Origin of the sequence: Pandoraea sp. (assembly GCF_041919235.1) — a bacterium.
Classification (GTDB): domain Bacteria; phylum Pseudomonadota; class Gammaproteobacteria; order Burkholderiales; family Burkholderiaceae; genus Pandoraea.
This window is the reverse complement of record NZ_JAYRUC010000004.1, coordinates 90,968-115,003: the sequence shown is the minus strand read 5'-3', so window position 1 is coordinate 115,003 and position 24,036 is coordinate 90,968. Positions and strand designations below refer to the sequence as shown.

Annotated in this window: 20 protein-coding genes; 15 read left to right on the top strand and 5 right to left on the bottom strand. The window is 64.1% G+C overall.

All coding sequences use genetic code 11. The annotated features are described in order from the left end of the window. Positions 1–20: 20 nt before the first annotated feature. The 3 genes from mreD to ACE3UG_RS04500 all read right to left on the bottom strand — a co-directional run bounded on the left by mreD (position 21) and on the right by ACE3UG_RS04500 (position 2,739). Complete coding sequence (mreD, locus tag ACE3UG_RS04510; protein WP_374620237.1) at positions 21–533, bottom strand: rod shape-determining protein MreD; 513 nt, start codon at positions 531–533, stop codon at positions 21–23. Positions 534–542: 9 nt separating this feature from the next. Continuing rightward, complete coding sequence (gene mreC, locus ACE3UG_RS04505) at positions 543–1,511, bottom strand: rod shape-determining protein MreC (protein ID WP_374620234.1); 969 nt, start codon at positions 1,509–1,511, stop codon at positions 543–545. Positions 1,512–1,695: 184 nt separating this feature from the next. Continuing rightward, positions 1,696–2,739, bottom strand: coding sequence for a rod shape-determining protein (locus ACE3UG_RS04500; RefSeq protein WP_010805637.1), 1,044 nt, complete (start codon positions 2,737–2,739; stop codon positions 1,696–1,698). A gap of 550 nt (positions 2,740–3,289) precedes the next feature. Between ACE3UG_RS04500 and gatC the strand changes: the two genes are divergently transcribed. From gatC to ACE3UG_RS04435, 13 genes are all read left to right on the top strand, one after another. Beyond that, a complete protein-coding gene (gene gatC / locus ACE3UG_RS04495; protein ID WP_374620230.1) occupies positions 3,290–3,589 on the top strand; it encodes an Asp-tRNA(Asn)/Glu-tRNA(Gln) amidotransferase subunit GatC in 300 nt (99 codons plus the stop codon). Between the two features lie 103 nt (positions 3,590–3,692). Beyond that, on the top strand, positions 3,693–5,183 hold the full coding sequence (gatA, locus tag ACE3UG_RS04490) for an Asp-tRNA(Asn)/Glu-tRNA(Gln) amidotransferase subunit GatA (RefSeq protein ID WP_374620227.1): 1,491 nt from the start codon (positions 3,693–3,695) through the stop codon (positions 5,181–5,183). 2 nt (positions 5,184–5,185) lie between these two features. Continuing rightward, the gene (locus ACE3UG_RS04485; protein WP_374620224.1) at positions 5,186–5,689 is read left to right on the top strand and encodes a hypothetical protein; all 504 of its coding nucleotides are present in this window, start codon (positions 5,186–5,188) and stop codon (positions 5,687–5,689) included. Positions 5,690–5,794: 105 nt separating this feature from the next. Then, positions 5,795–7,267 carry an Asp-tRNA(Asn)/Glu-tRNA(Gln) amidotransferase subunit GatB gene (gatB, locus tag ACE3UG_RS04480; RefSeq protein WP_374620459.1) on the top strand — a complete coding sequence of 491 codons (1,473 nt, stop codon included), beginning with the start codon at positions 5,795–5,797 and terminating at the stop codon, positions 7,265–7,267. 125 nt (positions 7,268–7,392) lie between these two features. Next, complete coding sequence (locus ACE3UG_RS04475) at positions 7,393–8,199, top strand: polyphosphate kinase 2 family protein (protein ID WP_374620221.1); 807 nt, start codon at positions 7,393–7,395, stop codon at positions 8,197–8,199. 529 nt (positions 8,200–8,728) lie between these two features. After that, entirely contained in the window at positions 8,729–9,376 is a 648-nt protein-coding gene (locus tag ACE3UG_RS04470; protein ID WP_374620218.1) for a type 4 pilus major pilin, read from the top strand. A gap of 56 nt (positions 9,377–9,432) precedes the next feature. Continuing rightward, positions 9,433–10,128: a toxin co-regulated pilus biosynthesis Q family protein gene (locus tag ACE3UG_RS04465; RefSeq protein ID WP_374620215.1), complete on the top strand. Its 696-nt coding sequence runs from the start codon at positions 9,433–9,435 to the stop codon at positions 10,126–10,128. 51 nt (positions 10,129–10,179) lie between these two features. Beyond that, positions 10,180–11,949, top strand: coding sequence for a secretin N-terminal domain-containing protein (locus tag ACE3UG_RS04460; protein WP_374620213.1), 1,770 nt, complete (start codon positions 10,180–10,182; stop codon positions 11,947–11,949). 1 nt (position 11,950) lies between these two features. Further along, positions 11,951–13,312: a type 4b pilus protein PilO2 gene (gene pilO2, locus ACE3UG_RS04455; protein ID WP_374620211.1), complete on the top strand. Its 1,362-nt coding sequence runs from the start codon at positions 11,951–11,953 to the stop codon at positions 13,310–13,312. Further along, complete coding sequence (locus ACE3UG_RS04450; protein WP_374620208.1) at positions 13,302–13,772, top strand: hypothetical protein; 471 nt, start codon at positions 13,302–13,304, stop codon at positions 13,770–13,772. Before pilO2 ends, ACE3UG_RS04450 begins: the two co-directional genes overlap by 11 nt. After that, positions 13,756–15,474 (top strand): GspE/PulE family protein, encoded by a 1,719-nt coding sequence (locus tag ACE3UG_RS04445; RefSeq protein WP_374620205.1) that lies wholly within the window; start codon positions 13,756–13,758, stop codon positions 15,472–15,474. The genes ACE3UG_RS04450 and ACE3UG_RS04445 overlap by 17 nt, the downstream gene beginning before the upstream one ends. 55 nt (positions 15,475–15,529) lie before the next feature. After that, positions 15,530–16,621 (top strand): type II secretion system F family protein, encoded by a 1,092-nt coding sequence (locus ACE3UG_RS04440; protein WP_374620203.1) that lies wholly within the window; start codon positions 15,530–15,532, stop codon positions 16,619–16,621. 2 nt (positions 16,622–16,623) lie between these two features. Continuing rightward, positions 16,624–17,514, top strand: coding sequence for an A24 family peptidase (locus ACE3UG_RS04435; RefSeq protein WP_374620200.1), 891 nt, complete (start codon positions 16,624–16,626; stop codon positions 17,512–17,514). Here ACE3UG_RS04435 and ACE3UG_RS04430 read toward each other — a convergent pair. Continuing rightward, positions 17,482–19,167, bottom strand: coding sequence for a GMC family oxidoreductase (locus ACE3UG_RS04430; RefSeq protein WP_374620197.1), 1,686 nt, complete (start codon positions 19,165–19,167; stop codon positions 17,482–17,484). The two genes, ACE3UG_RS04435 and ACE3UG_RS04430, sit on opposite strands and share 33 nt — an antisense overlap. A gap of 318 nt (positions 19,168–19,485) precedes the next feature. On the opposite strand from ACE3UG_RS04430, the gene ACE3UG_RS04425 reads away from it, so the two are divergent. Both ACE3UG_RS04425 and ACE3UG_RS04420 read left to right on the top strand, forming a co-directional pair. Then, entirely contained in the window at positions 19,486–21,150 is a 1,665-nt protein-coding gene (locus ACE3UG_RS04425) for an isovaleryl-CoA dehydrogenase (RefSeq protein ID WP_374620194.1), read from the top strand. A gap of 71 nt (positions 21,151–21,221) precedes the next feature. Further along, a complete protein-coding gene (locus tag ACE3UG_RS04420; protein ID WP_374620192.1) occupies positions 21,222–22,706 on the top strand; it encodes a coniferyl aldehyde dehydrogenase in 1,485 nt (494 codons plus the stop codon). A gap of 122 nt (positions 22,707–22,828) precedes the next feature. Here the strand turns inward: ACE3UG_RS04420 and metK are convergent, their stop codons facing one another. Further along, entirely contained in the window at positions 22,829–24,007 is a 1,179-nt protein-coding gene (gene metK, locus ACE3UG_RS04415; protein WP_374620189.1) for a methionine adenosyltransferase, read from the bottom strand. Positions 24,008–24,036 lie beyond the last annotated feature (29 nt).

Sequence of the window (24,036 nt, the reverse complement as noted above, 5' to 3'; positions counted from 1 at the left end):
TCGTATGGGCACGGGGCTCATCAGATCGGACGCGTGTCGTCGCGGTCGACGGCGCGCTTCTGCGGCGCCAGCAGCAGAATGCTGATGGCCGGCCAGAGCAGGGCTTCGACGAAGCCCGCCGCGATCGGCCACCAGCCCGGGAATGCCGCGCCGGTCGCCAGACGAATGATGAACGGCACCACGTGCGCGAGCAGTAGCAGCGGCAGCACGGTCAGCGCTTGCCCGAGCAGCGTGAAGAACAGAACGCGGCGATGAATCATGATGGCGCCATAGGACAACAGCGTGTACGCAAGCGCGTGCTCGCCGAGCAGGCCGGCGTTGTGCACGTCCATGAGCAGTCCGACGACGAACGCCACGCCCATGCCAACCTTGCGCGGCTGATGAATGTTCCAGAACATCAGCACCAGCGCCACGAAGTCGGGCATGGCGGGGGCATGCCCCCACGGCATCAGGTTGACCAGAAACGCCACCACGAGGCTGAGCGTGATGAAGTACGGATTGACCGGCAGCAGAATGTATTGCGGTCGTGGCATGTCGATTCCTCAATGACCCTTGCGGGCGGCCGGGAGGCGCTGCGGATCGGCACGCGTGCCGCCCTTCTGGCCGGGCTTGTCGCCGCTTGCGGACGGATCGGAGGCGCGCGCGAGATCGGCGGCGGCGTCCGGATGCAGGGCGAGCGGCGTGGTGTATTGCAGCACCAGCACCTGGCGCTGGCTGCGCAGATTGGCCACCGGCTGACACAGAATGCGCGCAAACGCGGTGTCGGAGACGCGGTCGACCTTGGTAATGCGTGCGACGGGCAGGCCGGCGGGGTAGATGCCGTCCAGGCCGCTGGTGGCGATTTCGTCACCGACCTTGACGTCGGCCGATAGCGGAATGAAGCGCAGGTCGAGCACGTCGCCGCGCAGCCCGCCGTAGATCACGCTATGCACGCCGCTGCGCGTGACTTGCACGGGCACGGCTTGTTCCTTGTCGGTGAGCAGCGTGACTTCGCTTTGCAGCAGGAACACGCGGGAGACCTGGCCGAGCAACCCCTGCTCGGTGACGACCGGCGCCCCGAGCTTCACGCCTTGCCGCGAGCCGCGATCGATGACAACACGCTGCGTGAATGGGTCGCGCGTGTCGTATTCGATTTCGGCGGGAATGCTCGGCACGGGCAGCCGCTCGCGCAAGGTGAGCATCTGGCGCAGATGTTCGTTCTCGGCCACCAACTGGTTGTTGCGCTGGGCCTGAACGGAGAGTTCGAGATTTTGCTCGCGAAGCGCCCGGTTCTCCCCCGTGATTTGCGATTCGGTCGAGAAAAAGCCCGCTACGCCGAGAATGGCGTCGCGCGGCAACAGCATCATGCGTTGGACCGGATAGAGTGCGGTGCCGACAACGGCCCGAACCCGCTCCAGGGTGTTGTAGTGCGAGTCAACCACGAGCAGGCCGACGGCAAGCGCGACGAAACAGATCAGCCGGGCCAACGCCGACGGTCCCTGTTTGAACAGTGGCGGCGGACTGTACTGCATGGTGGGCCCTTCAGGGGAGCACGCGCAGCGAGACGCCGCGGTGCGCGAATGGTGTCAATCGGGTGCGACGGGGCGGCATGGCGACACGCTCCGTGCGCAAGGTCTTGCTGCGGTGCGGGTCGTCTCGGGTGAGGTGGGGAAGGGATGACCCCACCGCGCCGGACGACGAACCGCGCACGTTGGTTTACTCGTAAGAGAAGATGCTGCCGAGCTTGTCCATGCGCTCGAGCGCCATGCCCGAGCCACGCACCACGCAGGTGAGCGGGTCTTCGGCGACAAGCACCGGCAGGCCGGTTTCCTCGGCGAGCAGGCGGTCCAGATCGCGCAGCAGCGCGCCGCCGCCCGTGAGCATCATGCCGCGCTCGGCGATGTCGGCCCCCAGTTCAGGCGGGGTCTGTTCCAGCGCAATCTTCACCGACGATACGATCTGGTTGAGCGGATCGGTCAGCGCCTCGAGGATTTCGTTGCTCGAAATGGTGAAGGCGCGCGGAATCCCTTCCGAGAGGTTGCGGCCCTTGACTTCCATTTCCTTGACTTCGGAACCCGGGAACGCCGAACCGATTTCCTTCTTGATCGCTTCGGCGGTCTGTTCGCCGATCAGCATGCCGTAGTTGCGGCGGATGTAGTTGACGATGGCTTCGTCGAACTTGTCGCCACCGACGCGCACCGAACCCTTGTAGACGATGCCGCCCAGCGAGATCACGCCCACCTCGGTCGTGCCGCCGCCAATGTCGACGACCATCGAGCCCGTGGCTTCCGAGACCGGCAGGCCGGCACCGATGGCAGCGGCCATCGGCTCTTCAATCAGATACACCTGCGAGGCGCCCGCGCCGTGCGCGGCTTCCTTGATGGCGCGCCGCTCGACCTGGGTCGAACCGCACGGCACGCAGATGATGATGCGCGGCGACGGCGAGAACAAGCGCGATTCGTGCGCCATCTTGATGAACTGCTTGATCATCTGCTCGGTCACCGTGAAGTCGGCGATCACGCCGTCCTTCATCGGGCGAATGGCCTCGATGTTCCCCGGCACCTTGCCGAGCATCTGCTTGGCTTCCTTGCCGACGGCCTGAATCGTCTTCTTGCCGCTTGGGCCACCTTCCTGACGAATCGCGACGACCGACGGTTCGTCGAGCACGACGCCCTTGCCGCGCATGTAGATGAGGGTATTGGCCGTGCCCAGGTCGATGGCCAGGTCGTTTGAGAAATAGCTGCGTAGAAAACCGAACATGCAAAATCCTGTGTTTGCGTGAGGCCGTCCCAATGATGGTGACTGGGACGGCTGCCTGTCATCTGGGTTCCGGACTGTTCGCAAAAAAATCGCCAGGCGCCACGCGGCGGCTCGCGAAACGTGCGGACAAACCGAGGAATGCGGTACCGGGCAGGAGGCGGGGCTGCCGTCATAAATCCGTCGCGTCAGGGTCTTCCATTGGACTGCGCGATCGTCTGTCGCGCCCTCCGGACGTGCCGTGGCCCACCTGCGCGACAGCGGCGGAGGGTGTAAAAACACGCCCCGACGCAAATTTAATGCGCAATGATACCTTATAATTTCGCAGGTTTTGCAGGAAAAACGAGCACGTTGACACCACATTCGACACCCCCGGCGCTCACGCCGGGAGCCTTGTGGCACGGCGCGCCGACCGTCCTGCGCAGCCCGGTGCGCGGAGTAAAACCGCTGTCGAACCTGGTCTCGTCCGCACATTCTCCGCATTCTGGCCCTAATATTGGCGTCAGGTATGCATCCGGCTGCTCTCCAATGCGCATTTTTTCGGGATTTCTTCATGGCTTTGAATCTCTCTGACGTCAAACGCATCGCTCATCTCGCGCGGCTCGAGCTGGCCGACGAGGAGGCGCATCACATGGAAAAGGAGCTCAATGGCTTCTTTGCGCTCGTCGAGCAGATGCAGTCGGTCGACACGCGCGACGTCGCCCCGCTTGCGCATCCGATCGAGCAAATTCAGGCGGTCGCGCAGCGGCTGCGGATCGATGCCGTGACGGAGCGCGTCGATCGCGAAGCCAATCAGCGCCCGGCGCCGGCCGTGCAGGACGGCCTCTATCTTGTGCCGAAGGTCATCGAATGAGTCCGGCCCGTTGCCCGGCGTCCGACCCGCCCGGCGCCCACGCAATATGTTGCCGCGCGCCATTGGCGCGCCTCATTCCCTCATGCGCTTAACAGCAGCCACCATGGAACAAGATCTGATTCATCTGCAGGATTTGCGCGCCGCGCTCGACGCCCGGCGCGTCTCGAGCGTCGAGCTGACACAGCACTATCTGGACCGCATTGCCGGGGCCGCCGACCTGAACGCGTTCGTGCATGTCGACACCGAGGCGAGCCTCGCGCAAGCGCGTGCCGCCGATGCCCGCATCGCCGCTGGCGAGGGCGCTCACCACCCGCTGCTGGGCATTCCCGTCGCGCACAAGGACGTGTTTGTCACGCGCGGCTGGCGCAGCACCGCCGGCTCGCGCATGCTCGAGCATTACGTGAGTCCGTATGACGCGGCCGTCGTCGAGCGTCTGGCCGGCGCGGGCATGGTCACGCTGGGCAAGACCAATATGGACGAGTTCGCGATGGGCTCGTCGAACGAAAACTCGCACTTCGGCCCGGTCAAGAACCCGTGGGACAAGCGTGCCGTGCCAGGTGGTTCGTCTGGCGGGTCGGCGGCGGCGGTGGCTGCGCGTCTCGCACCGGCCGCCACGGGGACCGATACGGGCGGCTCGATCCGCCAGCCGGCAGCGTTTTGCGGCGTGACCGGGATCAAGCCGACTTACGGCCGGGTGTCGCGCTACGGCATGATCGCGTTCGCCTCGTCGCTCGATCAGGGCGGCCCGCTCGGTCACAGCGCTGCGGATTGCGCGTGGATGCTCAACGGCATGGCGGGTTTCGACGCGCGTGACTCGACCAGCCTCGAGCGCGCCGACGAGGACTTCGCGCGGGGCCTGGGCAAGCCGCTCGACGGCGCGTCGGCGGACAAGCCGCTCGCGGGCCTGCGCATCGGTCTGCCGGCCGAGTACTTCGGCGAAGGCCTCGACGCCGACGTGCGTCAGGCCATCGATGCCGCGCTCGCCGAATTCGAGAAGCTCGGCGCCGTGCGCGTGCCGGTGTCGCTGCCGAAGACGGAACTGTCGATCCCTGTGTACTACGTGCTCGCGCCGGCCGAAGCCTCGTCGAACCTGTCGCGTTTCGACGGCGTGCGCTACGGGCACCGTGCGGCCGAGTACCGCGATCTGCTCGACATGTACAAGAAGTCGCGTGCCGAAGGCTTCGGCACCGAGGTCAAGCGCCGGATTCTCGTGGGCACCTATGTGCTCTCGCACGGCTACTACGACGCCTACTACCTGCAGGCGCAGAAGATCCGCCGCCTGATAGCACAGGATTTCCAGAATGCGTTCGCGCAGTGCGACGTCATCATGGGTCCGGTGGCGCCGTCGGTCGCGTGGAACCTCGGCGAGAAGAGCGCCGATCCGGTGCAGATGTATCTGGCCGACATCTACACGTTGTCGGTCAGCCTGGCCGGTCTGCCGGGCATGAGCCTGCCGGTCGGGACGGGGCACGATGCACGCCCCGTGGGCCTGCAGATGATCGGCAACTACTTCGACGAAGCCCGCCTGCTGCAAGTGGCCGACGCGTTCCAACGCGCGACCGACTGGCACACGCGTGCACCGGCGGGCGTCTGACGATGAGTCGCCAGCGCGTGTTGACGTCTCTCGTTACGTCCGGCGGGCGCATGACCGCGCTGGCGTCGAAGGGCCTGACGCTTGCCGGCATGGTGCTCATGCTCGCGTCATGCAGCCTGCCGTTCGGGCGTCCGACGCCGATCGCCTATCGCGAGATCAATCTGTCGGGCTACTGCTCGCAGACGGACGAAGACGGTTTTCGCGAACAGGCGACGCTCAAGGTGTCGGCCAATCAGGTGCAGGCGCTCGACTGGCGTCTGTGGGTCGGCCAGCGCGGGAGTTGCCACTTCAATCTGGCGGACTTTCACCAGACGCAGTGGCGCCCAAGCATCGAACTGCGCGCGAACAGCGGGCGCTGCAAGTTGCTCATCTGGCAGGACCCGGGCAACGTGACCATCGGCCATGCCAACTGCGAGGCGTATTGCACGCCGGGCATTTACGAGAACGCATGGCCGGTGAGTTTCGATCCGCGCTCGGGGATTTGCGCGGCGGATACGCGCCGTTAAGCGCAGGCGAACAGGAACAGGCCGGAGCGTCACCGCAGCGGGGGCGACCGGCGGCAAGGGCAGGGCGAATGCGCCGTGCCGACAAGTTGAGACAGGGTGAACCATATGCAATGGGAAGTCGTTATTGGCCTGGAGACGCACACACAGCTCTCCACCGCTTCCAAGATTTTCTCGGGCGCGTCGACGCAGTTTGGCGCGGCCCCGAATACGCAGGCGTGTCCCGTGGATCTGGCGCTGCCGGGCGTATTGCCGGTGCTCAATCGCGGTGCGGTCGAGCGCGCGATCGAGTTCGGTCTGGCCATTGGGGCGACGATTGCGCCGCGCAGCATCTTTGCGCGCAAGAATTACTTCTACCCCGATCTGCCGAAGGGCTATCAGATCAGCCAGTACGAAATTCCGGTGGTGCTGGGCGGCTCGCTGAAGATCCAGGTGGAGGCGGATGCCCGCACCGGGCGCGAGGCCTATGAAAAGGTCGTGACGCTTACGCGCGCCCACCTCGAAGAAGACGCAGGCAAGTCGCTGCACGAGGACTTCGCCGGCATGACCGGCATCGACCTGAACCGCGCCGGCACGCCGCTGCTCGAGATCGTGACCGAGCCCGACATGCGCAGCGCGGCCGAGGCCGTGGCGTACGCGAAGGCCTTGCACGGACTGGTGGTGTGGCTCGGCATTTGCGACGGGAACATGCAGGAAGGCTCGTTCCGCTGCGACGCCAACGTCTCGGTGCGTCCGGTCGGACAGAAGGAATTTGGCACGCGTGCGGAAATCAAGAACCTGAACTCGTTCCGCTTCCTCGAAGAGGCGATTCAGTACGAAGTGCGTCGTCAGATCGAGCTGATCGAAGACGGCGGCACGGTGGTGCAGGAAACGCGTCTGTACGATCCGGACAAGAAGGAAACGCGGTCGATGCGCAGCAAGGAAGACGCGCACGACTATCGCTACTTCCCGGACCCGGACCTGCTGCCGCTCGTGATCGATAGCGAATGGATCGAGCGCGTGCGCGCCGCACTGCCTGAATTGCCCGCCGGCATGCAGGCGCGTTTCGTCGCGTCATATGGCTTGTCCGACTACGACGCCGCCGTGCTCACGCAGTCGAAAGCGCAAGCCGCCTACTTCGAAGCCGTGGTCGCGAAGGCGGGCAAGGCAAGCGCCAAGCCTGCCGCCAACTGGATCATGGGCGAGCTGTCGTCGCAACTCAACCGCGAGGACATCGGCATTGACGCAAGCCCGGTGTCGAGCGCTCAGCTCGCGGGCTTGCTCGCACGCATTGCCGACAACACGATCTCCAACAAGATCGCCAAGGAAGTTTTCCAGTTGATGTGGGAGGCGCGTGCCACCGACGACGGCGCGGCGGACCGCATCATCGAAGAGAAGGGCCTGAAACAGATCACCGACACAGGGGCGATCGAGAAGATCATCGACGAAGTGCTGGCCGCCAATGCCAAGTCGGTGGAAGAGTTCCGCGCGGGTAAGGAGAAGGCGTTCAATGCACTGGTGGGCCAAGCGATGAAGGCCACCAAGGGCAAGGCCAATCCGGCGCAGGTCAACGAGTTGCTCAAGAAGAAGCTCGGCGCCTGACGAGCGCTGAACCTGGCGCCGTTGCGGCGTACGGGAAGCCATGTACAAAAGCGCGGTCGCCAGTGCGGCGCCGCGCTTTTGTTTTTGCGCGATACTGGCTTCCCGCCTGTCATGAGGAGTTGGCGATGTTCGAGAAATACCGCGTACCGCTCGACAAGAAGCTCGACCTGTCGGACTACGATCCGGCCGACAAGCCATTTTCGGGCGACAGCAAGGGCGACGACAAGGATCGCATGGCCGAGTTGGCCCTCAAGCTCGACGAGTTGCAGACCATTCTGCACGCCAACAGCCAGCGCCGCGTATTGCTCGTGTTGCAAGGCATGGACACCGCCGGCAAGGACAGCACCATTCGCGCGGTGTTCCAGAACGTCGATCCGCTCGGTATTCGCGTCGCCAACTTCAAGGCGCCGACGCCCGCGGAGCTGGCACGCGACTTCCTGTGGCGTGTCCACCGGGTCGTGCCGGCGGCGGGCGAGTTGGTAATCTTCAACCGAAGTCACTACGAAGACGTGCTCATCACACGCGTGCACGACTGGATCGACGCCGAAGAGTGCAAGCGGCGCTACACGCACATCAATAACTTCGAGCGGCTGCTCACGGATAGCAACACACGCATCATCAAGTGCTTCCTGCATATCTCATTCGACGAGCAGCGCAAGCGCTTGCAAGAGCGTGTCGACGACCCGAACAAGCACTGGAAATTCGAGATCACCGATCTCAAGGAACGCAGCTTCTGGCCGCAATACGCCAAAGCGTATGCGGCCGCGCTGTCGGCCACTTCGACGGAATATGCGCCGTGGTATATCGTCCCGTCCGACTCAAAGCGACACCGTAACCTGATGGTGGCCGAGCTGCTGGTCCAGGCGATGACCGATCTGAAGCTGTCCTATCCGCCCGGAAGACCCGATCTGGTGGGCCTGAAGGTGGAATGACGCGGCATCGACCGCGTCAAGCGTCCGGCCGACCGCCATCGGTCCAACGATGCTCCGACATTTCGGTTCTGCGGGCCGGCCTGGTCGAGGCGTCGGCCGCGCAGTGATCGCTTCAGGGGACTGCGCGGACATCCCTCATCCGCGTACACGGGCATGCAATGTGCCTTGTGAAACCGCTGAATAACGACGTCGGTGCGCGACGTTGTGAATACTCTCGCTGCGGTTGGGCCAATTCTGATGGCCGCGACAATCCGCGGGGCGGCGCCGATTCCCGGCGATCCGCGTCCCACCTCGTTCCGAGTGACCTCGAAGGCGCCGCTTCGCACTATGACGAAGTGCCTCGGCTTATCGGAATTGATGCGCGAATGGGGACTTTCTTGCTATGCGGAATTGTCAATTTGCGAAAAATTCAGATAGCACGCGATAACGCAGTGCTTCGTGTTCAGGCATAAATCGCCCCTGTCGCCACGCAGGGATGTCAACGCTTTGCTGCGCGACATTTCCAATCGATTAGCTCAGGAAGAGGGGTATGGACATGCAAGCAAACGAGGGCGCACTCGTGCAGATGAAGAACAAGATGATCGGCCGATTGAACAAGCGCCATCAGCGTGGTGTGACGTTGGTCGAGTTGTCCGTCGCCGTGGCGGTGATGGGCCTGATCATGGCCGGGGCGATGGTGGGTGTGCCCAGGCTGATGAACTCCGTGCGTGTGAATCAGGAGATCAAGGACTGGCAGATGGCCGTGGTGTCGATTCAGAACGCTGTGCTGTCCGGGCAGTTGACCGCCAAGACGACCGCGCAGGATATGGACAAAATGGGCATGTTCGGCTCGATTACGCCGTCGCCTGCAGGAACGGCGGGGGAATATCTGAACCGATTCGGCGGGACGCTGAAAATGGAACCTATCAGCACCGCAATCGCCAATGGGCCGAATTTCGGGGTGAAGGTGACGTCGGAGGAAGTGCCGAGCGATCAGTGCCAAAAGTTCATGACCACGCTGCACGCGAACTTCGCAACGGTCACTGTGAACGGCACGAATCTCAAGGATCTGAAGACGCCTTTCAATATGGGTAACCTCGCGACGGCGTGCCAATCCTCGAATGCAAGTGGCAGCGATGGAGCTCAAAAGAACGATCTGACCAAGGCGAAACTCGAGTTCACCATCAGCGGCTCCTGATCCCAATGATCGAACCGCATCCGACGTTTCGGCATTGAATTCGACGTGAGGAAAACATGCACATCAAAAAGGTGCTGACCGCTGCGGTCGCGTCAACCGTTTGGTCGAGCACGGCTTTTGCTTTCGCGGCCTCTCAGGAGGCGCATGGATCGCCCGGTCTGCGCATCGCCTTCGCCAGCCACAAGCCGCTGATGTCGGGCGAGGCAGGGCCTGCGGCGATGTCGCAACGTCCGATCGGGCGCGCAGTTGACGAGCGCGCAGTCGAGGCGTCTACGTCGAACGATGTGTCGCCGGACGTGACCTCGATCCCCGAGGCGGTACCGCAAGTCGCTGCGTCGCAGCTGCAGGCGCCGCAGGAGCCGCTCGCGCACGCAGCGCAAGCGGCTGCGTCGACCGATGTGTCGCCGGATGTGTCGACGGATGTGACCTCGATGCCCGAAGGGGCATCGCAAACCGCAGCGTCGCAGGCGCCGCTCGCGCCGGTCGAAGTGCGGGCGCTTCTGGAACTCTTCATGTCGCCCGGCGACGGCCGTGTCTCGGTGGCGCTTCAGCGCTATCTGGAAGAGCATGGCTGGCAACTCGCCTGGGAAATCGACCGTGACTTTCCCATCGAATATCCGGCGACGTTTACGGGCGATTTTCTTGGCATCGTCGAGCAGATCGTGGTCTCGCTGCAGAACACCGACGCGCCGATTCGCGTGAAAGTCTATGAGGCCAACCGCGTGCTGCGCGTCGTTCACGCCACACAATAACAAGCGCTGCGCACCCCCCCGGCGCGGCCATCATCTCGGAAGCGGTAATCCATGAGTAAGCGACTTGGCGTGTTGTGCGCCACAACGTTTCTGACGGCGTGCGGCACACCCGGCATGCTCTCCACGACCGACGCTAACGTCTCAGAGGCGCGCACGAACGCGCAATCGGCGTTCGAGACGCACTCGGCAACCCCGATTCGCGCCATCGAACACGTTGAAGGGGCGTGGCTGGCGAAGCGCTCGGTGCCGATCAACGCCTCGGTAGCGTTACCGGAAATCTTCAAGCGAAACGTGCGCTTTTCCACCGGCGCACCGTTGCCGATGTCGGTGGTACTCGCGCAGGTCGCACGCGGCAACGGCCTGACCGTACGCATGGCCTCCGATGTGTCGTGCGCTGCTGGCCGAGGGGGGGGCGGTAATGGCGGCGGCAATGGCGACAGAAACGGCGGCGGCAGTCCGGCAAACCTTTTCCAGATCAACTGTGCCGACACGGGCGAGCCGACCGTGCCGCTGCAATACGCCGGCACGCTCTCCGGCCTGCTCGATACCATTGCACACCGTACGGGCACGCACTGGACCTATCGCGACGGTGTCGTGCACTTCGCGCGTTATGTCACACGGACCTTCCAGATCAAGATGATGCCTGGCAGTTCGTCGTACCGGGCGTCGGTGGGCAAGGCCTCGCAGATGAAGGCCGATCGCGGCGCGTCGGGCGGCGGCGGTCCAAGCGGCTCGGCGGGTGGGGTCGATCTGAGCTTTAACGCCGACGCCAATGTGAGTGTCGAATCGGAACTCGATTACTGGGCCGACCTTGTCAGAACGGTGAGAGACATGCTCTCCGAGGGAGGGCGTGTCACGCCGTCCGTGGTGACGAGTTCGCTTGTGGTCAGCGACACGGCCGACGTCATCGAGCGCGTGGCGAGCTACATCGATGCAGAGAATGCCGTGCTCGGCCGTCAGGTCAAGTTGCGCGTTCAGGTGTATTCCGTCTCGCTCGAGGAGAACTCGGCCACTGGCGTCGACTGGGATCTGGTGTACCAGGCCGCGAGCGGCATCACATTGGGACTGGCGGGTCCCGCCGCCGGCGGCGCGCTGATGGCGCGCAAAGGCGGGTTGCAGCTCAACAAGATCGATAGCGGCAGATTCCGGGGGACCGGGGCCTTCATCCGGGCGCTCAGCCAGCAGGGGCGGGTGAGTACCGTGATCGACACCACGGTCGTCACGCTGAACAATCAGCCGGCGCCCGTCGCCGTCACTCAGAATCAGGGCTTTGTCGCGCAAACGAAGATGACGCCCGGCAACTATGGCGGACAAGCCGTCGTGACGGCCGAGCAGTCGGTGTTGACGACGGGCTTCGTGATGAACCTGTTGCCGACGCTGATGGACAACCGAAGCGTGATGCTGCAAGTGCAGATCGATATGTCCGACCTTCGCAAGCTCGACAAGATCAATTTGCGCACGGGCAAGGAAACGCCCAGCGGCACCAACGCGGGGGGGGGCGATTCCGGTTCGGACGTGAGCGCAGAAATCGGCCCGGATGGCGTGAAGGTGGGCGTTGGCGGCAAGGAGGAACGCGGAAGTGGCGATGACGGTCTCGGCGTCGGTACGTTCATGCAGCTACCGATCACGGCGTCGATACAGACCATGCAGCGTGCGTCGCTCAAGTCGGGCGATACGCTGGTGCTCAGCGGCTTCCGCCGCAAGGACGATTCGACCGATCGCGACGGCATCTTCAACTACGAAGGCGGCACCAAGGAGGCGCGGCAGCAGGTCAAGGAAGTCGTCATCCTGATTTCGCCGGAACTGACCGAGGGCGTGTGATATGACACGCATATTGTCCAACCAGCTCGTGGTCGGCGCGCAGTGGGAGACGTTGATCGGCCTTCAGAAGGAGCCGACAGAAATTCGCGGTCTCGCCAGGAGCCGCGATGCGTCGCACTTCGCCGTTGCCGACGACGGTGCCGGCACGCGCACCGTCGGACTGTTTGCGATCGACACCGGCGTCAATGCGCAAGGCGCAGCCCATCACTATGCGTTGGGCGCCGTGCTGGGGGCGATGGTCGACGGACCGAACGTCGCATTCGTGCATGCGGATCCCGACGATCCCTCGACAACGCTCTTCCTCACCTTGCGTGATCACCGTCCGGAACTGGATCTGGTGATACCGGCCTCCGAAGTGCCGGCAAGGCTGGAGCAATGGGCCGCGGAGATCGACGGCGGGATCAAGACCGTCGGCATCGCACCGCCGAATTGCCGCAGCGCCGACGTGGCGCTCACGCTCGACGACATCGCAAAGCACGTGCGCGAGGAGCCGCTGGGCGAGGCGCGTCTGCAAGCGGTGCGCAGGCCGTTGCCGGCGCGGCAACTGAAAGTCGCCGCTATCTCGCTCGTCGCGCTCTCGCTTCTCGCGGGCGCCGGCTGGTGGGGGTGGACCTGGTATGACGACATGCAGAAGGCGAAGCTTGCGGCCGCCAACCGGGTCGATCCCGTCGACGCCTACAAACAGGCGCTGGCACGGGCGATTGCCGCGGAGCCCTTCGCGGCAGGCGCGTCGTTTGCGCGACGCCTGCAGTACGCGATTCAGACATTGCCGGCGAGCGCGGGCGGATGGCGTCCCGCTGCCATCGAGTGCGACGTCAATCGCTGCGAGATTCAGTGGCGTCGCCAGGAAGGCGGCACATTCGATCTGCTCCTCTCCCAGCGGCCGAATGCCCAGATCGTCGACCTTGATAACGCCACGGAATCCATGACGCCGCCCGACACCCGCCCGCCAGTGCCGAAGCAGGCCGCAGCGACGGCGGCCCCGGGCGCCGCCGAGGGCCCCGGCGATGACAATGACGAAGACGAGTACGACGATGGCGATGCGCGGGTGACGCCCGTGCCGCGCACGCAGTTTCTGCGCACGGCGGGCGCCCGTCTGCAATCGCTTGGCGACTACGGCATGGATATCTCGCTCACGATGGCCCAACCCCTGGTCAACGCACCTGCCTCGGTGACCTCGCGCAACGACGTACCGCCGCCGATCGCCAAGGGGGAGTGGAAGATGGCTGGGCATCTGGCGTTCGTCGATTCCGTCGCCGGCCTGATGATGCGTGCCGGCAACATGTCGTTGCACGAGTTGAAGATCGTGATCGACGACACCAAACCTGTCTTCTCCGCTCAAGGAACCTACTATGTTCATTAAGCTTCGTCCGACGGTATGGCTCGCGATGGCCGTCATCGCATCGCTGTCGGTGCCGGTCATGTCGGTGCGCGCCGAAGAGACGATCGATACCTTTGCGCGCGCTCACCTCAAGTCCTCTCAGGAGGCCGCAGACTCGTCGAACGGGACGAATGGGACGAACGGCGCTGGGTCGTCGTCAGCGAAGGGCGCGAAGTCCGAGGTGCCGCCCGAGTTGCTCTTCATTCACGGCGTCGACGACACCACGGTCGCCTATCTGCGCGTCGATGGCCGGTTCGGCTACAGCGTAAGCGACGGCGACCGGTTCGGCGACTGGCAGGTCGTGAAGATCGGCAGCGACTTCGTGGACGTGGCGCGAGGCGGCAAGCCAAGTCGCCTGCTCCTGCCCAATGCGATGGGGCCGGTCCAGGCGAACAGTGCAAGACTGGGTGCTTCGGGGCGGCGCAATGGCGAAGATTTCTGATCGATTTCAGGCGGCGTTCTCGCGCGTCAACTCGCGCGGCGGTACCGTTGCACGCCCCATTGCCGACCTTCGCATCGAAGATATTCAGACGCAGGGCTGGCGTCAGGATCTCGGAATCACGCTGGCAGGCGCAGAAAACGGCTCGCTGGTGCTCGTGGCCATCAAGCCGCGTCTGTTTCTGGTGCTGCTCGAGCACACGACGTTTGTGCGCATGCAGGGCTCCGACCTGCTCGCTCGCTTCGAACAGGCGGTGCGGGCGACGCACCGGCTCGATCTCGAAGGTGTCTACGTCGGTACGACGGAAGAGATACTGCTCATGCAGTCGCGGCTGCAGCAGCAGGGCGACGCGGGAGCACGAACCGAGGAGCAGCGCACCGGAGCCTATCGAAACTTCGATCTGATCATCGAGCGCGCCATCGATGCGGGTGCCTCCGACATTCATTTCGAATTTCGCGAAGGCCATCATGTGCGCGTGCGCATGCGCATTCACGGCAAGCTGCGCGCGACAAGCGAGCTGGATCGCCTGTCGCGCGACTACCATGCGATGCTCGACGCCGTCTCGGCGGCCTACAATTCGCGCGCCGACCCCAGTAGCCGAAGTCACAATCACTTCGACGAGGATCAGCATCAGAGTTGCTCGATTCCCCTTAACCTGCGCAATCGCAAGTATCAATTGCGCTTGCAGAGCATCAAGGAGAATCGCGGCGTCGATGTCGTTTTGCGGCTGCTCGTCAACGAAGCCGTGGACGACGATGTGATGTCGCTTGCCGAACTCGGCTATTCCGACGATCAGGTCGAAGTGTTGGAGAACGCCGTGCATCGCAGCCCCGGTCTGACCATCATCGCGGGCGAGACCGGCTCGGGAAAATCGACGACATTGCGCACCATGATGATGTACGAGCGCGACGCCGGTAAGAAATTCTTCTCCATCGAGGATCCGGTCGAGTATATCCAGCCGCATGTGACGCAAATACCGATTCAGCGGCGCGCCGAGGACGGTCACGGCGAATCGGCGTTCGGTGCTGCGGCAAAGGTGCTGCTGCGTGGCGACCCGGACAAGCTGATGCCGGGCGAGATCCGCGACGTCGAGACGGGGTCCTTCGCGAAATCGATGACCGAGACCGGCCACCAGGTGCTCTCGACCGTGCACGCGTCGAGCGCCTTCGGCATTATTCCGCGTCTGGTCAGCGACGAAATCGGCATGCCGGTCTCGGCTGTGACCTCACCGAACTTTCTCACCGCGATGGTGTACCAGAAGCTCATTCCGGTGTTGTGCGATCACTGCAAACTGCCGGCTGCCGGGCAACTGCCTGACACGACGTTGCGCGTCATCGGCGACCTTGGCATCGATACGGCGCGTGTACGCGTGGCGGGGCCGGGGTGTGAGCACTGCAAGGGCCGGGGCACAGCGGGGCAGACGGTCGTGGCCGAGGTGTGCGAGTTGAACGACGAATTGCTGGATCTGCTGCGTCAGTCGAAGTTCTGGGACGCGCAGCGGTACTGGCGAGCCCATCACGATGGGGATCTCACGAGTCCTGTCATGTACGGAAAATCGGCGATGGAACATGCGATCTACAAGATGTCGCAAGGGCGCGTCGACCCGCTCGATATCGAAGCCGCTTTCTATAAGCTCAAGAAGTTCCAGATATGGAAAGGGGGCTCAACGTCGCCTCAGCCGCCGCGTCGTCTCGCGAGTGTGTAACTCATCGTCATGAAATTTGTCTGAACCGCAGCTCAATTACGCAGCTCAATTTCCTATGCTCGAAGCCGCCAATCGTCTGCTTGCCAAACTGTCTCCTGCGCGTGAACCGTATCCGGGCCTGAGTCGAGCGAAACGCTACTTTCGCAAGATGCGGGCGAAGTTCTATAGCGACTTTGCCGATGCCATCGAGGACGGTGCCAATCCGTTCGAGCTTTTCTCACGTCGATATGCACGTGCCAAGGAGCGGCGCAGCCCGATGGCGCCGCTCTATGCCATCTGGCGTGACCGCGCGAGCTCGAAGAATCTGAGAAAGTCGTGGCAGGGTACGATTCCCGACGAAGATCTGATCGTGATTTCCGCCGGAGAGAAGGGCGATCTGGCGGGCACGCTGCGCTTTCTGGCGCGTGTGGTCACTCTGCAGCAGCAGACACGCGCGGCGATCGCCGGGGCCGTGGTGCTGCCGATCTTCATGTCGGTGCTGCTCGCCGCGATCCAGTTGGGCGTGGCCTACGGCATGATGCCCATCATGACCGAGATCATGCCGCCAGAGCTGTTTCCACTCGTGGGCGCGGGGCTGTATATCGTGTCGGGCTTCGTGGCGAATTGGTGGCCGTTGCTCTACGGCGTGCCGGTCTTGGCGGTGGTGGCGATTTCGCTATCGCTGAGCCGATGGACCGGGCCGCTGCGGCGACGCGTCGACAATTTCGGCCCTTACGCCGTGTATCGCGACGTGCGCGCAGGCGAGTTCCTCGTGGCGCTGGCCGCGCTCACGGGTGCCAAGACGTCGGTGTTCGACGCCATTTCGCTGATGCTCGCTGGCGCCTCGCCCTGGATGCGTTCTCACCTGTTGCGCATGCGTGCGTCGCTCAAGAGCGAGCGAAGCATGGTCAAGGCGATGGACACCGGCATCTTCAATGAGGAGGTCTTCGATCGTCTGGTCGAATACTCGGGGCGCAGCAATTTCGACGCCGGTATTCGCAAGATCGGCCTGATGACCATCGAAGAAGTCGCGGAGCGTATCAAGATCCGCTCTGCCATGCTGCGCTCGGTGCTGATGGCGCTGGTCGGTCTGACGATTATCTTCACCGTGGGCGGCATGCTGCAGATCGGCCATGCGGCTGGCGAATACGCGGAGTCGATGTTCTGACGATGTCATCCCTGATCGATACGCTTGGATATGCGTTTCGGGCGTTGCCGCGTGAGGTTGTCGTTGCGGCCATGGCGATGTTGGGTCTGCTCGTGGGCAGCTTTCTGAACGTCGTCGTGTGCCGGCTGCCGCGCATGCTGGAGGCGCAGTGGTCGCGCGAGGCCGCCGCGTGGGCCGATGAGGTGCCACCGGTCACGCCTGCGTTCAACCTCGCGTGGCCGCCGTCGCACTGCCCGCGTTGCGAGGCGCGCATTGCGGCGCGCCACAATTTCCCGGTATTGAGCTTCGCATTCCTGCGCGGGCGATGCGCGCATTGCCGCGCGGCCATCTCCCTGCGCTATCCGCTCGTCGAACTGGCGGTGGGCGTCATGTTCGCGAGCGTCGCGTGGACGTTCGCGCCGTCGATGCAATTTCTCACGATGTTCGCATGGTGCGGTTTCGGGGCGACGTTGCTGGCGCTCACGCTGATCGATATCGATCAGCGATTGTTACCCGATGCACTGACATTGCCGCTGCTGTGGGCGGGCTTGCTGTGCAGCGTGGCAGGCCTGACACTGCCCATCGATCAAGCCGTGCTCGGCGCCGCGTTGGGTTACGGCGTCATGGGGGCGATTGCGGGGGCATATCGGGCGCTGACCGGCGAAGACGGGCTCGGCGGCGGCGACGCCAAGCTCGTCGCTGCGTGTGGCGCCTGGCTGGGCTGGATCGGCGTTCCGCTGATGCTGGCGTTCGGCGCAGTGGCAGCGACGCTCGCCTTCGCCGCATTTGCCGTGTGGCGCGGCCGCGCGTTGCGCGAGCCGCTGCCGTTCGGTCCGTGGTTGAGTTTGGGGGCGCTGGCGAGCCTGCTGTGGGGCGAGCCGCTACTGGACCTGTGGCTGCGCCCGGGCGGCTAACGGCGTCGCAGAGCGTTGCGCTGCGGCGTCCGCTGGCGACGGTTCCATGCGCGGCGTCGGCACCGAAGTGCGTGCCAATATCAGGTCTGCGGCTTTTTCACCGATCATCATCGAGGGGGCGTTGGTATTGCCGCCGATAAGCGTGGGCATGATCGACGCATCGACCACGCGCAAGCCCTCCACGCCGCGCACCTTCAGTTCCGTGTCGACGACCGACGCCGCATCGCTACCCATGCGGCATGTGCCGACCGGGTGATAGATGGTGTCGGCGCGCGCACGGATCAGCGCCGTGAGCGCTTCGTCGGACTCGACGCCCCGACTGTGCAACTCCTCGCCGCCGAACCGCGCGAGCGAGGGCGCCGCGAGAATCCGGCGAATCACGCGCACGCCGCGCAGCAATGTGTCGACGTCTTCCTGCGCCTGCAGAAAGGCCGGGTCGATCTGCGGCGCGTCGCGCATGTCGGCGCTCGCCAGCGTCACGCGTCCGCGGCTTTTGGGACGCAGCACGCACGCGTGCAACGACAGGCCGCGCCGCAGGTGCAGGCGACGATTGTGGTCGTCGCAGATGCCCACCAGAAAGTGCATCTGCAAATCGGGGAGGGCGAGTGACGGATCGCTCTTGAGGAACCCGCCCGCCTCGGCCACGTTACTGGCGAACAGGCCGCGCCGCGCGCGCAGATAGTCCAGCCCCTGCGTGAGCAGATGCCACAACCCTGCGGGCGTGTAGCCGACCAGATCGCGATGCGCGACGTACTTGTTGATGATGAAGTCGATGTGATCCTGCAGGTTCTCGCCGACCCCCGGCGCATCCACGCGAACCTCCAATCCATGCGCGCGCAGATGCTCGGCAGGACCGATTCCCGAACACATCAGCAACTGCGGCGAATTGAATGCCCCGGCGCTGAGCACGACTTCCGCGCGGGCGTGCATTGTCTCCAACGCGCCTCGCCGTTGCAGTTTGATGCCGGTCGCCCGTTTGCCATCGAAGACAATGCGCTGCACGAGCGCATCGGTGACGACATGGAGATTCGCCCGCGATTTCCCATGCAGATAAGCGCGCGCGGCATTCCAGCGCTGCCCGTCCTTTTGCGTCACCTGATAGACGCCCGCGCCTTCGTATTGCGGGCCGTTGAAGTCGTCGCTGACCGGAAACCCGGCTTCGCGTGCCGCGTCGACATAATGCTGCGAGAACGGATTGACCGTGCGCAGATCGGCAACATTGAGCGGACCGCCGGTGCCGTGCCACGCGTTGGCGCCGCGCTCGTTGTTTTCATTGCGGCGGAAGTACGGCAGCACATCGTCCCATCCCCAGCCGGTGCAGCCAGCCTGCGCCCACGCGTTGTAATCGTCCGGATGGCCGCGCGTGTAAATCATGGCGTTGATCGAACTCGAGCCGCCCAGACCGCGTCCGCGCGGCTGATAGCCTTGACGGCCCGCCAATCCCTGCTGCGGCGTCGTGCGATAGGCGTAGTTGCGGCGCGAGCGAAACGGCACCAATGCGGCGAGACCGAGCGGCAGCCGTATGAGGAAGCTGTCGTCGGGCGGGCCCGCTTCGATGAGCGCGACCGTGCAGCCCGGCGCACCGTCGGCCAATCGCGCGGCCAGCGCGCAGCCGGCCGAGCCACCGCCGACGATGATGTAGTCGTAGTCCATGCTGTCATCCTCCCTTGGATGGGCACTGCATCAATGGCTTTCTTGACGTCTTGTTCTTTGTCTTCTACCAAGCGTTCTACGCTTTTTTTCTTGTGCCGCGCTGCACGGTGCACGCCTCATGGGCGGCACTTTGCAGCGGCACTCATTGTAGGCAGAGATTCCCTGTGTCCGGGGGGGAAGTGAAGCATTCCTCTAATTTGTGCAAGCGCACGAGCCTAGCCGCTATGATGAAATGATCCACTTGGCGTGACCGTCCAATACGACCTATGAGCCGATGAGCCGATGGTTCGATGAGCATGTGGGCATACGGAGACACGGATGACTGAAGTCTGGCAGACCCACGACGTCACCAATCAGGTGCCGCCGCTCACGGATTACAACCTCTACGCGACCGATGCGGCGCTGCAGGCCGCTGTTGCGGCCTTCGACGCGGACTGGCACGCCAAGGCGCTACATCGCCAGGGGGCTCGACTCGGCGAAGCGGAGGTTCAACAGTGGGCGGAGGCGGCCAATCGTCACGCGCCGGAACTGCAATCGTTCGATCCTCAAGGGAATCGCATCGATCACGTCGAATTCCATCCGGCGTGGCATGCCCTGATGCACCTGTTGCGCGGTGCACAACTGCAATCGCTGCCATGGGCGCATCCGCGTGCCGGTGTGATGGCGGCGCGTACGGCGTCGTATTTTCTTCACGCGCAGAACGAAGCGGGCGCGTTGTGTCCCACCACCATGACGTTCGCCAGCATTCCCGTGCTCGCCAAGGACCCTGCGCGCTTCGCGTCGATCAAGGACAAGTTGCTCGCGCCGCAGCACGACCCGCGCGACGTGCCGTTCGCGCAGAAGCACGCCATGCTCATCGGCATGGGGATGACGGAAAAGCAGGGTGGCTCGGACGTGCGGACCAACACCACCACGGCGACCGATTGCGGCGACGGCGCGTTCTCGCTCGTGGGTCACAAGTGGTTCTTCTCCGCGCCGCAGAGCGACGCGCATCTGGTGCTCGCGCGAGACAGCGACAGCGATGCGCTTTCCTGTTTCTTCGTGCCACGCTATGCACCGGACGGCCGCAAGAACGCGGTGCAGATTCAGCGTCTCAAGGACAAACTCGGCAATCGATCCAACGCGAGCAGCGAAGTCGAATTGCAGGGGGCCTACGGCACGCGCGTCGGCGCGCCCGGGCGTGGCATTCCAACGATCATCGAGATGGCGACCTACACGCGGCTCGACTGCGTGATCGGCAGTGCGGCGATGATGCGCACGGGCGTCGTGCAGGCGATTCACCACGCGCGGCATCGCTCGGCGTTTGGTGCGAAGCTCATCGATCAGGATCTGATGACGACGGTGCTCGCGGACCTGGCGCTGGAATCGGAGGCGGCGACGTGGCTGGCGATGCGACTTGCCCGGGCGTTCGATGCGAATGCGTCTGACGACGATTCGCCCATCGAGCGTGCGTGGCGACGCATTGTGCTGCCTGCGGCGAAGTTCTGGGTGTGCAAGCGCGCGCTCGAACTTGCAGGTGAGTGCATGGAGGTGTGGGGCGGCAACGGGTACGTCGAGACGGGGCCGCTGGCGCGGCTGTATCGCGAGGCGCCGGTCAACTCGATCTGGGAAGGGTCTGGCAACGTGATGTGTCTCGATGTGTTGCGCGCCATGAGCCGTGAACCCGACGTCGCACAATGCTGGTTTCAATGGCTCGCCGAACGCACGGGCTCGCATGCCACGCTGCGCGCTGCACTCGCACAGGTGCATGGCTGGCTGGCCGGCGCTGCGCCGACCCACGCCGTGCGCGCGCGCACCATCGCACAGCAGATTGTCTTGCTCGCTCAGGCGGCCTTGTTGCTTGAGCATGCGCCGTCCGAATTGGCGCACGGCTTCATCGAGAGCCGATTCTCGACGAGCGGCGGGCGGGTCTACGGTGTCTTGCCGGATTCGCTCCCGGTGGCTGTGCAACGCGCCTGGCTCGACCGGGCATTTCTCGCATAACGCATAACGACATATCGACGGCGCTGTGCAGCACTCACGCGTGCTGCCAGCGACCCAAGGGAGGAGAAGACATGGGATTCAACCATGAGTTGGACAGTTTGCATGAGGCGGTGCCGGCATCGTCGGCCGTTGACGGATCGGCGCACGACGACGATCTCGCGCGCACGTTGCTGATGCCTCGCTTCGAAGCGATGCGACAGGCTCACGATGCTTCGCCGCAAGTCGACTGGCCAACGCGCAAGCGTCACCTCAAGGCGCTGCAAGCGATGCTGCACAAGTTTCGGGAGCCGTTCGCCCGCGCCATCGATGAGGATTTCGGCGGACGCTCGGCACAGGAAACGGACATGCTCGAACTGTTCCCGTCACACGGCAACCTGAAGCATGCGCTCGCGCATACGCGTGGCTGGATGCGGGGCTCGCGCGGCTGGGCGAATCTGTGGTTGTTGCCCGCGCGACGGGCGCTGGTGCCGCAGCCGCTGGGGGTCGTGGGCGTGATCGTGCCGTGGAATTACCCTCTGTTTCTCGCCGTCGGGCCGCTCACCGATGCGCTGGCGGCGGGCAATCGGGTGATGATCAAGGTCTCGGAGGTTACGCCGCGTTTCGCCGAAGTATTCGCGGGCGCGGTGAGCGAGACCTTCCCGCCGGATTGGGTGACGGTGGTGACCGGCGATGCACAGGTCGCGCGCGCGTTCTCGACACTGCCGTTCGATCATCTGTTGTTTACGGGGGCGACGTCGATTGGCCATCACGTGATGCGTGCGGCGAGCGAGCACCTCACGCCGGTAACGCTCGAGCTCGGTGGCAAGTCGCCTGCGATCATCGGTCCGGGGGCGCGGTGGGAACACGCCGTGGAGCGGGTCATGCTCGGCAAGCTGGTCAACGCGGGACAGACCTGCGTGGCGCCCGACTATGTGCTCGTGCCGCGCGAAAAGCTCGACGCCTTCGTGACAACGGCGCGCCAAGTGGCCGCACGTCTGTACCCGGACGCCGTGAACAATCCACAGTACACGAGCATCGTGTCGGCGCGGCATTTCGATCGGCTGTCGGGGCTGGCGGGTGAGGCCACCGCACAGGGCGCCACATCGCACGCACTCTTCGACGCGCCAGCGCAGGCATCACGCAGACGTTTGCCGCCCGTGGTGCTCACCGGCGTGCACGACGGCATGCGCGTGATGCGCGAGGAGATTTTCGGGCCGCTGTTGCCCGTGGTGCCCTACGACGATCTGGATGCGGCCATTGCCTACGTCAACGAGCGCCCGCGTCCGCTCGCCCTTTACGTGTTCGATACCGACAACGCGCGCATTGGCCGCGTGATCGACGGCACGATTTCCGGTGGCGTGACGATCAACGACACGCTGCTGCACGTTGCCGAGCACGCGCTGCCGTTCGGTGGCGTGGGGGCGTCGGGGATGGGCGGGTACCACGGCGAAGCGGGCTTTCGTACGTTCTCGAAGGAGAAGCCGATCTTCCGGCAGGCGCGCTGGAACGGCGCCGGGCTGCTCAATCCGCCCTACGGCAAAGTATTTGCCGCGATGATCCGGCAATTGCTGCGCTGAAGTCCGGCGTTCGGCATCCGGGGGCTCGATAAAACAAAACCCCCGCCGGTTCGACCCGAGCGGGGGTTTCGTTTGACGGCCAGCGGTCGAGACCGATGGCCGTCGTACAGGCGATGCCGGGATCAGGCCACGGCGCGCAGGCCGGCGTCGGCCAGCAGGGCGTCGGCACGGTCGGTCGCTTCCCACGAGAATTCCGGCTCTTCACGGCCGAAGTGACCATAGGCGGCCGTCTTCTCGTAGATCGGACGCAGCAGGTCGAGCATCTGGATAATGCCCTTCGGACGCAGATCGAAGTGCTTCTCGACCAGCTCGGCAATGCGCTGATCGCTGATCTTGCCGGTGCCGAAGGTATTGACCATGACCGATGTCGGACGCGCCACGCCGATGGCGTACGAGACCTGAATCACGCACTTCGACGCCAGACCGGCAGCCACGATGTTCTTCGCGACGTAACGCCCGGCGTAGGCTGCCGAGCGGTCGACCTTCGACGGGTCCTTGCCCGAGAACGCGCCACCGCCGTGCGGCGCGGCGCCGCCGTAGGTGTCGACGATGATCTTGCGGCCCGTGAGGCCGGCATCGCCCTGCGGGCCACCGATCACGAAACGGCCGGTCGGGTTCACCAGGAACTTGATCTCGCCCTTGATCAGGTCGGCCGGCAGCACCGGCTTGATGACCTCTTCGATCACGGCTTCACGCAGGGCTTCCAGCGCGATGTCCGGATGGTGCTGCGTCGAGAGCACGACGGTGTCGATGCTGTGCGGGCGGCCGTTTTCGTACTTGATGGTGACTTGCGACTTGGCGTCCGGGCGCAGCCACGGCAGACGGCCATCACGGCGCACCTGCGACTGCCGCTCGACGAGGCGGTGCGACAGATAGATCGGCAGCGGCATGAGTTCCGGCGTTTCGTCGCAGGCGTAGCCGAACATCAGGCCCTGGTCGCCAGCCCCCTGGTCGAGGTTGTCGTCATGCGCGCGGTCCACGCCCTGGGCAATGTCGGGCGACTGACGGTCGTAGGCGACCAGCACGGCGCAACCCTTGTAGTCGATACCGTAGTCGGTATTGTCGTAGCCAATGCGGCGGATGGTGTCGCGTGCGACTTGCTGGTAATCGACCGTGGCGAAGGTGGTAATTTCACCGGCCAGCACGACGAGCCCCGTGTTGCAAAGCGTTTCGGCGGCAACGCGTGCGTGCTTGTCCTGCTTCAGGATGGCGTCGAGAACGGCGTCCGAAATCTGGTCGGCAACCTTGTCCGGGTGACCTTCGGAAACCGATTCGGAGGTAAAGAGATAGTCGTTCGCCACTTCTGGCTCCTCTAAACGAATTTGGCGAC

Bases quoted from the DNA above. Each gene is read 5' to 3' on its own strand.
- gatC (WP_374620230.1), top strand. From the start codon at position 3,290: ATGGCTTTGAATCTCTCTGACGTCAAACGCATCGCTCATCTCGCGCGG.
- ACE3UG_RS04430 (WP_374620197.1), bottom strand. From the start codon at position 19,167: ATGGACTACGACTACATCATCGTCGGCGGTGGCTCGGCCGGCTGCGCG.
- mreC (WP_374620234.1), bottom strand. From the start codon at position 1,511: ATGCAGTACAGTCCGCCGCCACTGTTCAAACAGGGACCGTCGGCGTTG.
- ACE3UG_RS04465 (WP_374620215.1), top strand. From the start codon at position 9,433: ATGCACATCAAAAAGGTGCTGACCGCTGCGGTCGCGTCAACCGTTTGG.
- ACE3UG_RS04435 (WP_374620200.1), top strand. From the start codon at position 16,624: ATGTCATCCCTGATCGATACGCTTGGATATGCGTTTCGGGCGTTGCCG.
- gatB (WP_374620459.1), top strand. From the start codon at position 5,795: ATGCAATGGGAAGTCGTTATTGGCCTGGAGACGCACACACAGCTCTCC.
- ACE3UG_RS04460 (WP_374620213.1), top strand. From the start codon at position 10,180: ATGAGTAAGCGACTTGGCGTGTTGTGCGCCACAACGTTTCTGACGGCG.
- ACE3UG_RS04425 (WP_374620194.1), top strand. From the start codon at position 19,486: ATGACTGAAGTCTGGCAGACCCACGACGTCACCAATCAGGTGCCGCCG.
- ACE3UG_RS04485 (WP_374620224.1), top strand. From the start codon at position 5,186: ATGAGTCGCCAGCGCGTGTTGACGTCTCTCGTTACGTCCGGCGGGCGC.
- ACE3UG_RS04470 (WP_374620218.1), top strand. From the start codon at position 8,729: ATGGACATGCAAGCAAACGAGGGCGCACTCGTGCAGATGAAGAACAAG.
- ACE3UG_RS04445 (WP_374620205.1), top strand. From the start codon at position 13,756: ATGGCGAAGATTTCTGATCGATTTCAGGCGGCGTTCTCGCGCGTCAAC.
- ACE3UG_RS04440 (WP_374620203.1), top strand. From the start codon at position 15,530: ATGCTCGAAGCCGCCAATCGTCTGCTTGCCAAACTGTCTCCTGCGCGT.
- ACE3UG_RS04475 (WP_374620221.1), top strand. From the start codon at position 7,393: ATGTTCGAGAAATACCGCGTACCGCTCGACAAGAAGCTCGACCTGTCG.
- gatA (WP_374620227.1), top strand. From the start codon at position 3,693: ATGGAACAAGATCTGATTCATCTGCAGGATTTGCGCGCCGCGCTCGAC.
- pilO2 (WP_374620211.1), top strand. From the start codon at position 11,951: ATGACACGCATATTGTCCAACCAGCTCGTGGTCGGCGCGCAGTGGGAG.
- mreD (WP_374620237.1), bottom strand. From the start codon at position 533: ATGCCACGACCGCAATACATTCTGCTGCCGGTCAATCCGTACTTCATC.
- ACE3UG_RS04450 (WP_374620208.1), top strand. From the start codon at position 13,302: ATGTTCATTAAGCTTCGTCCGACGGTATGGCTCGCGATGGCCGTCATC.
- ACE3UG_RS04420 (WP_374620192.1), top strand. From the start codon at position 21,222: ATGGGATTCAACCATGAGTTGGACAGTTTGCATGAGGCGGTGCCGGCA.
- ACE3UG_RS04500 (WP_010805637.1), bottom strand. From the start codon at position 2,739: ATGTTCGGTTTTCTACGCAGCTATTTCTCAAACGACCTGGCCATCGAC.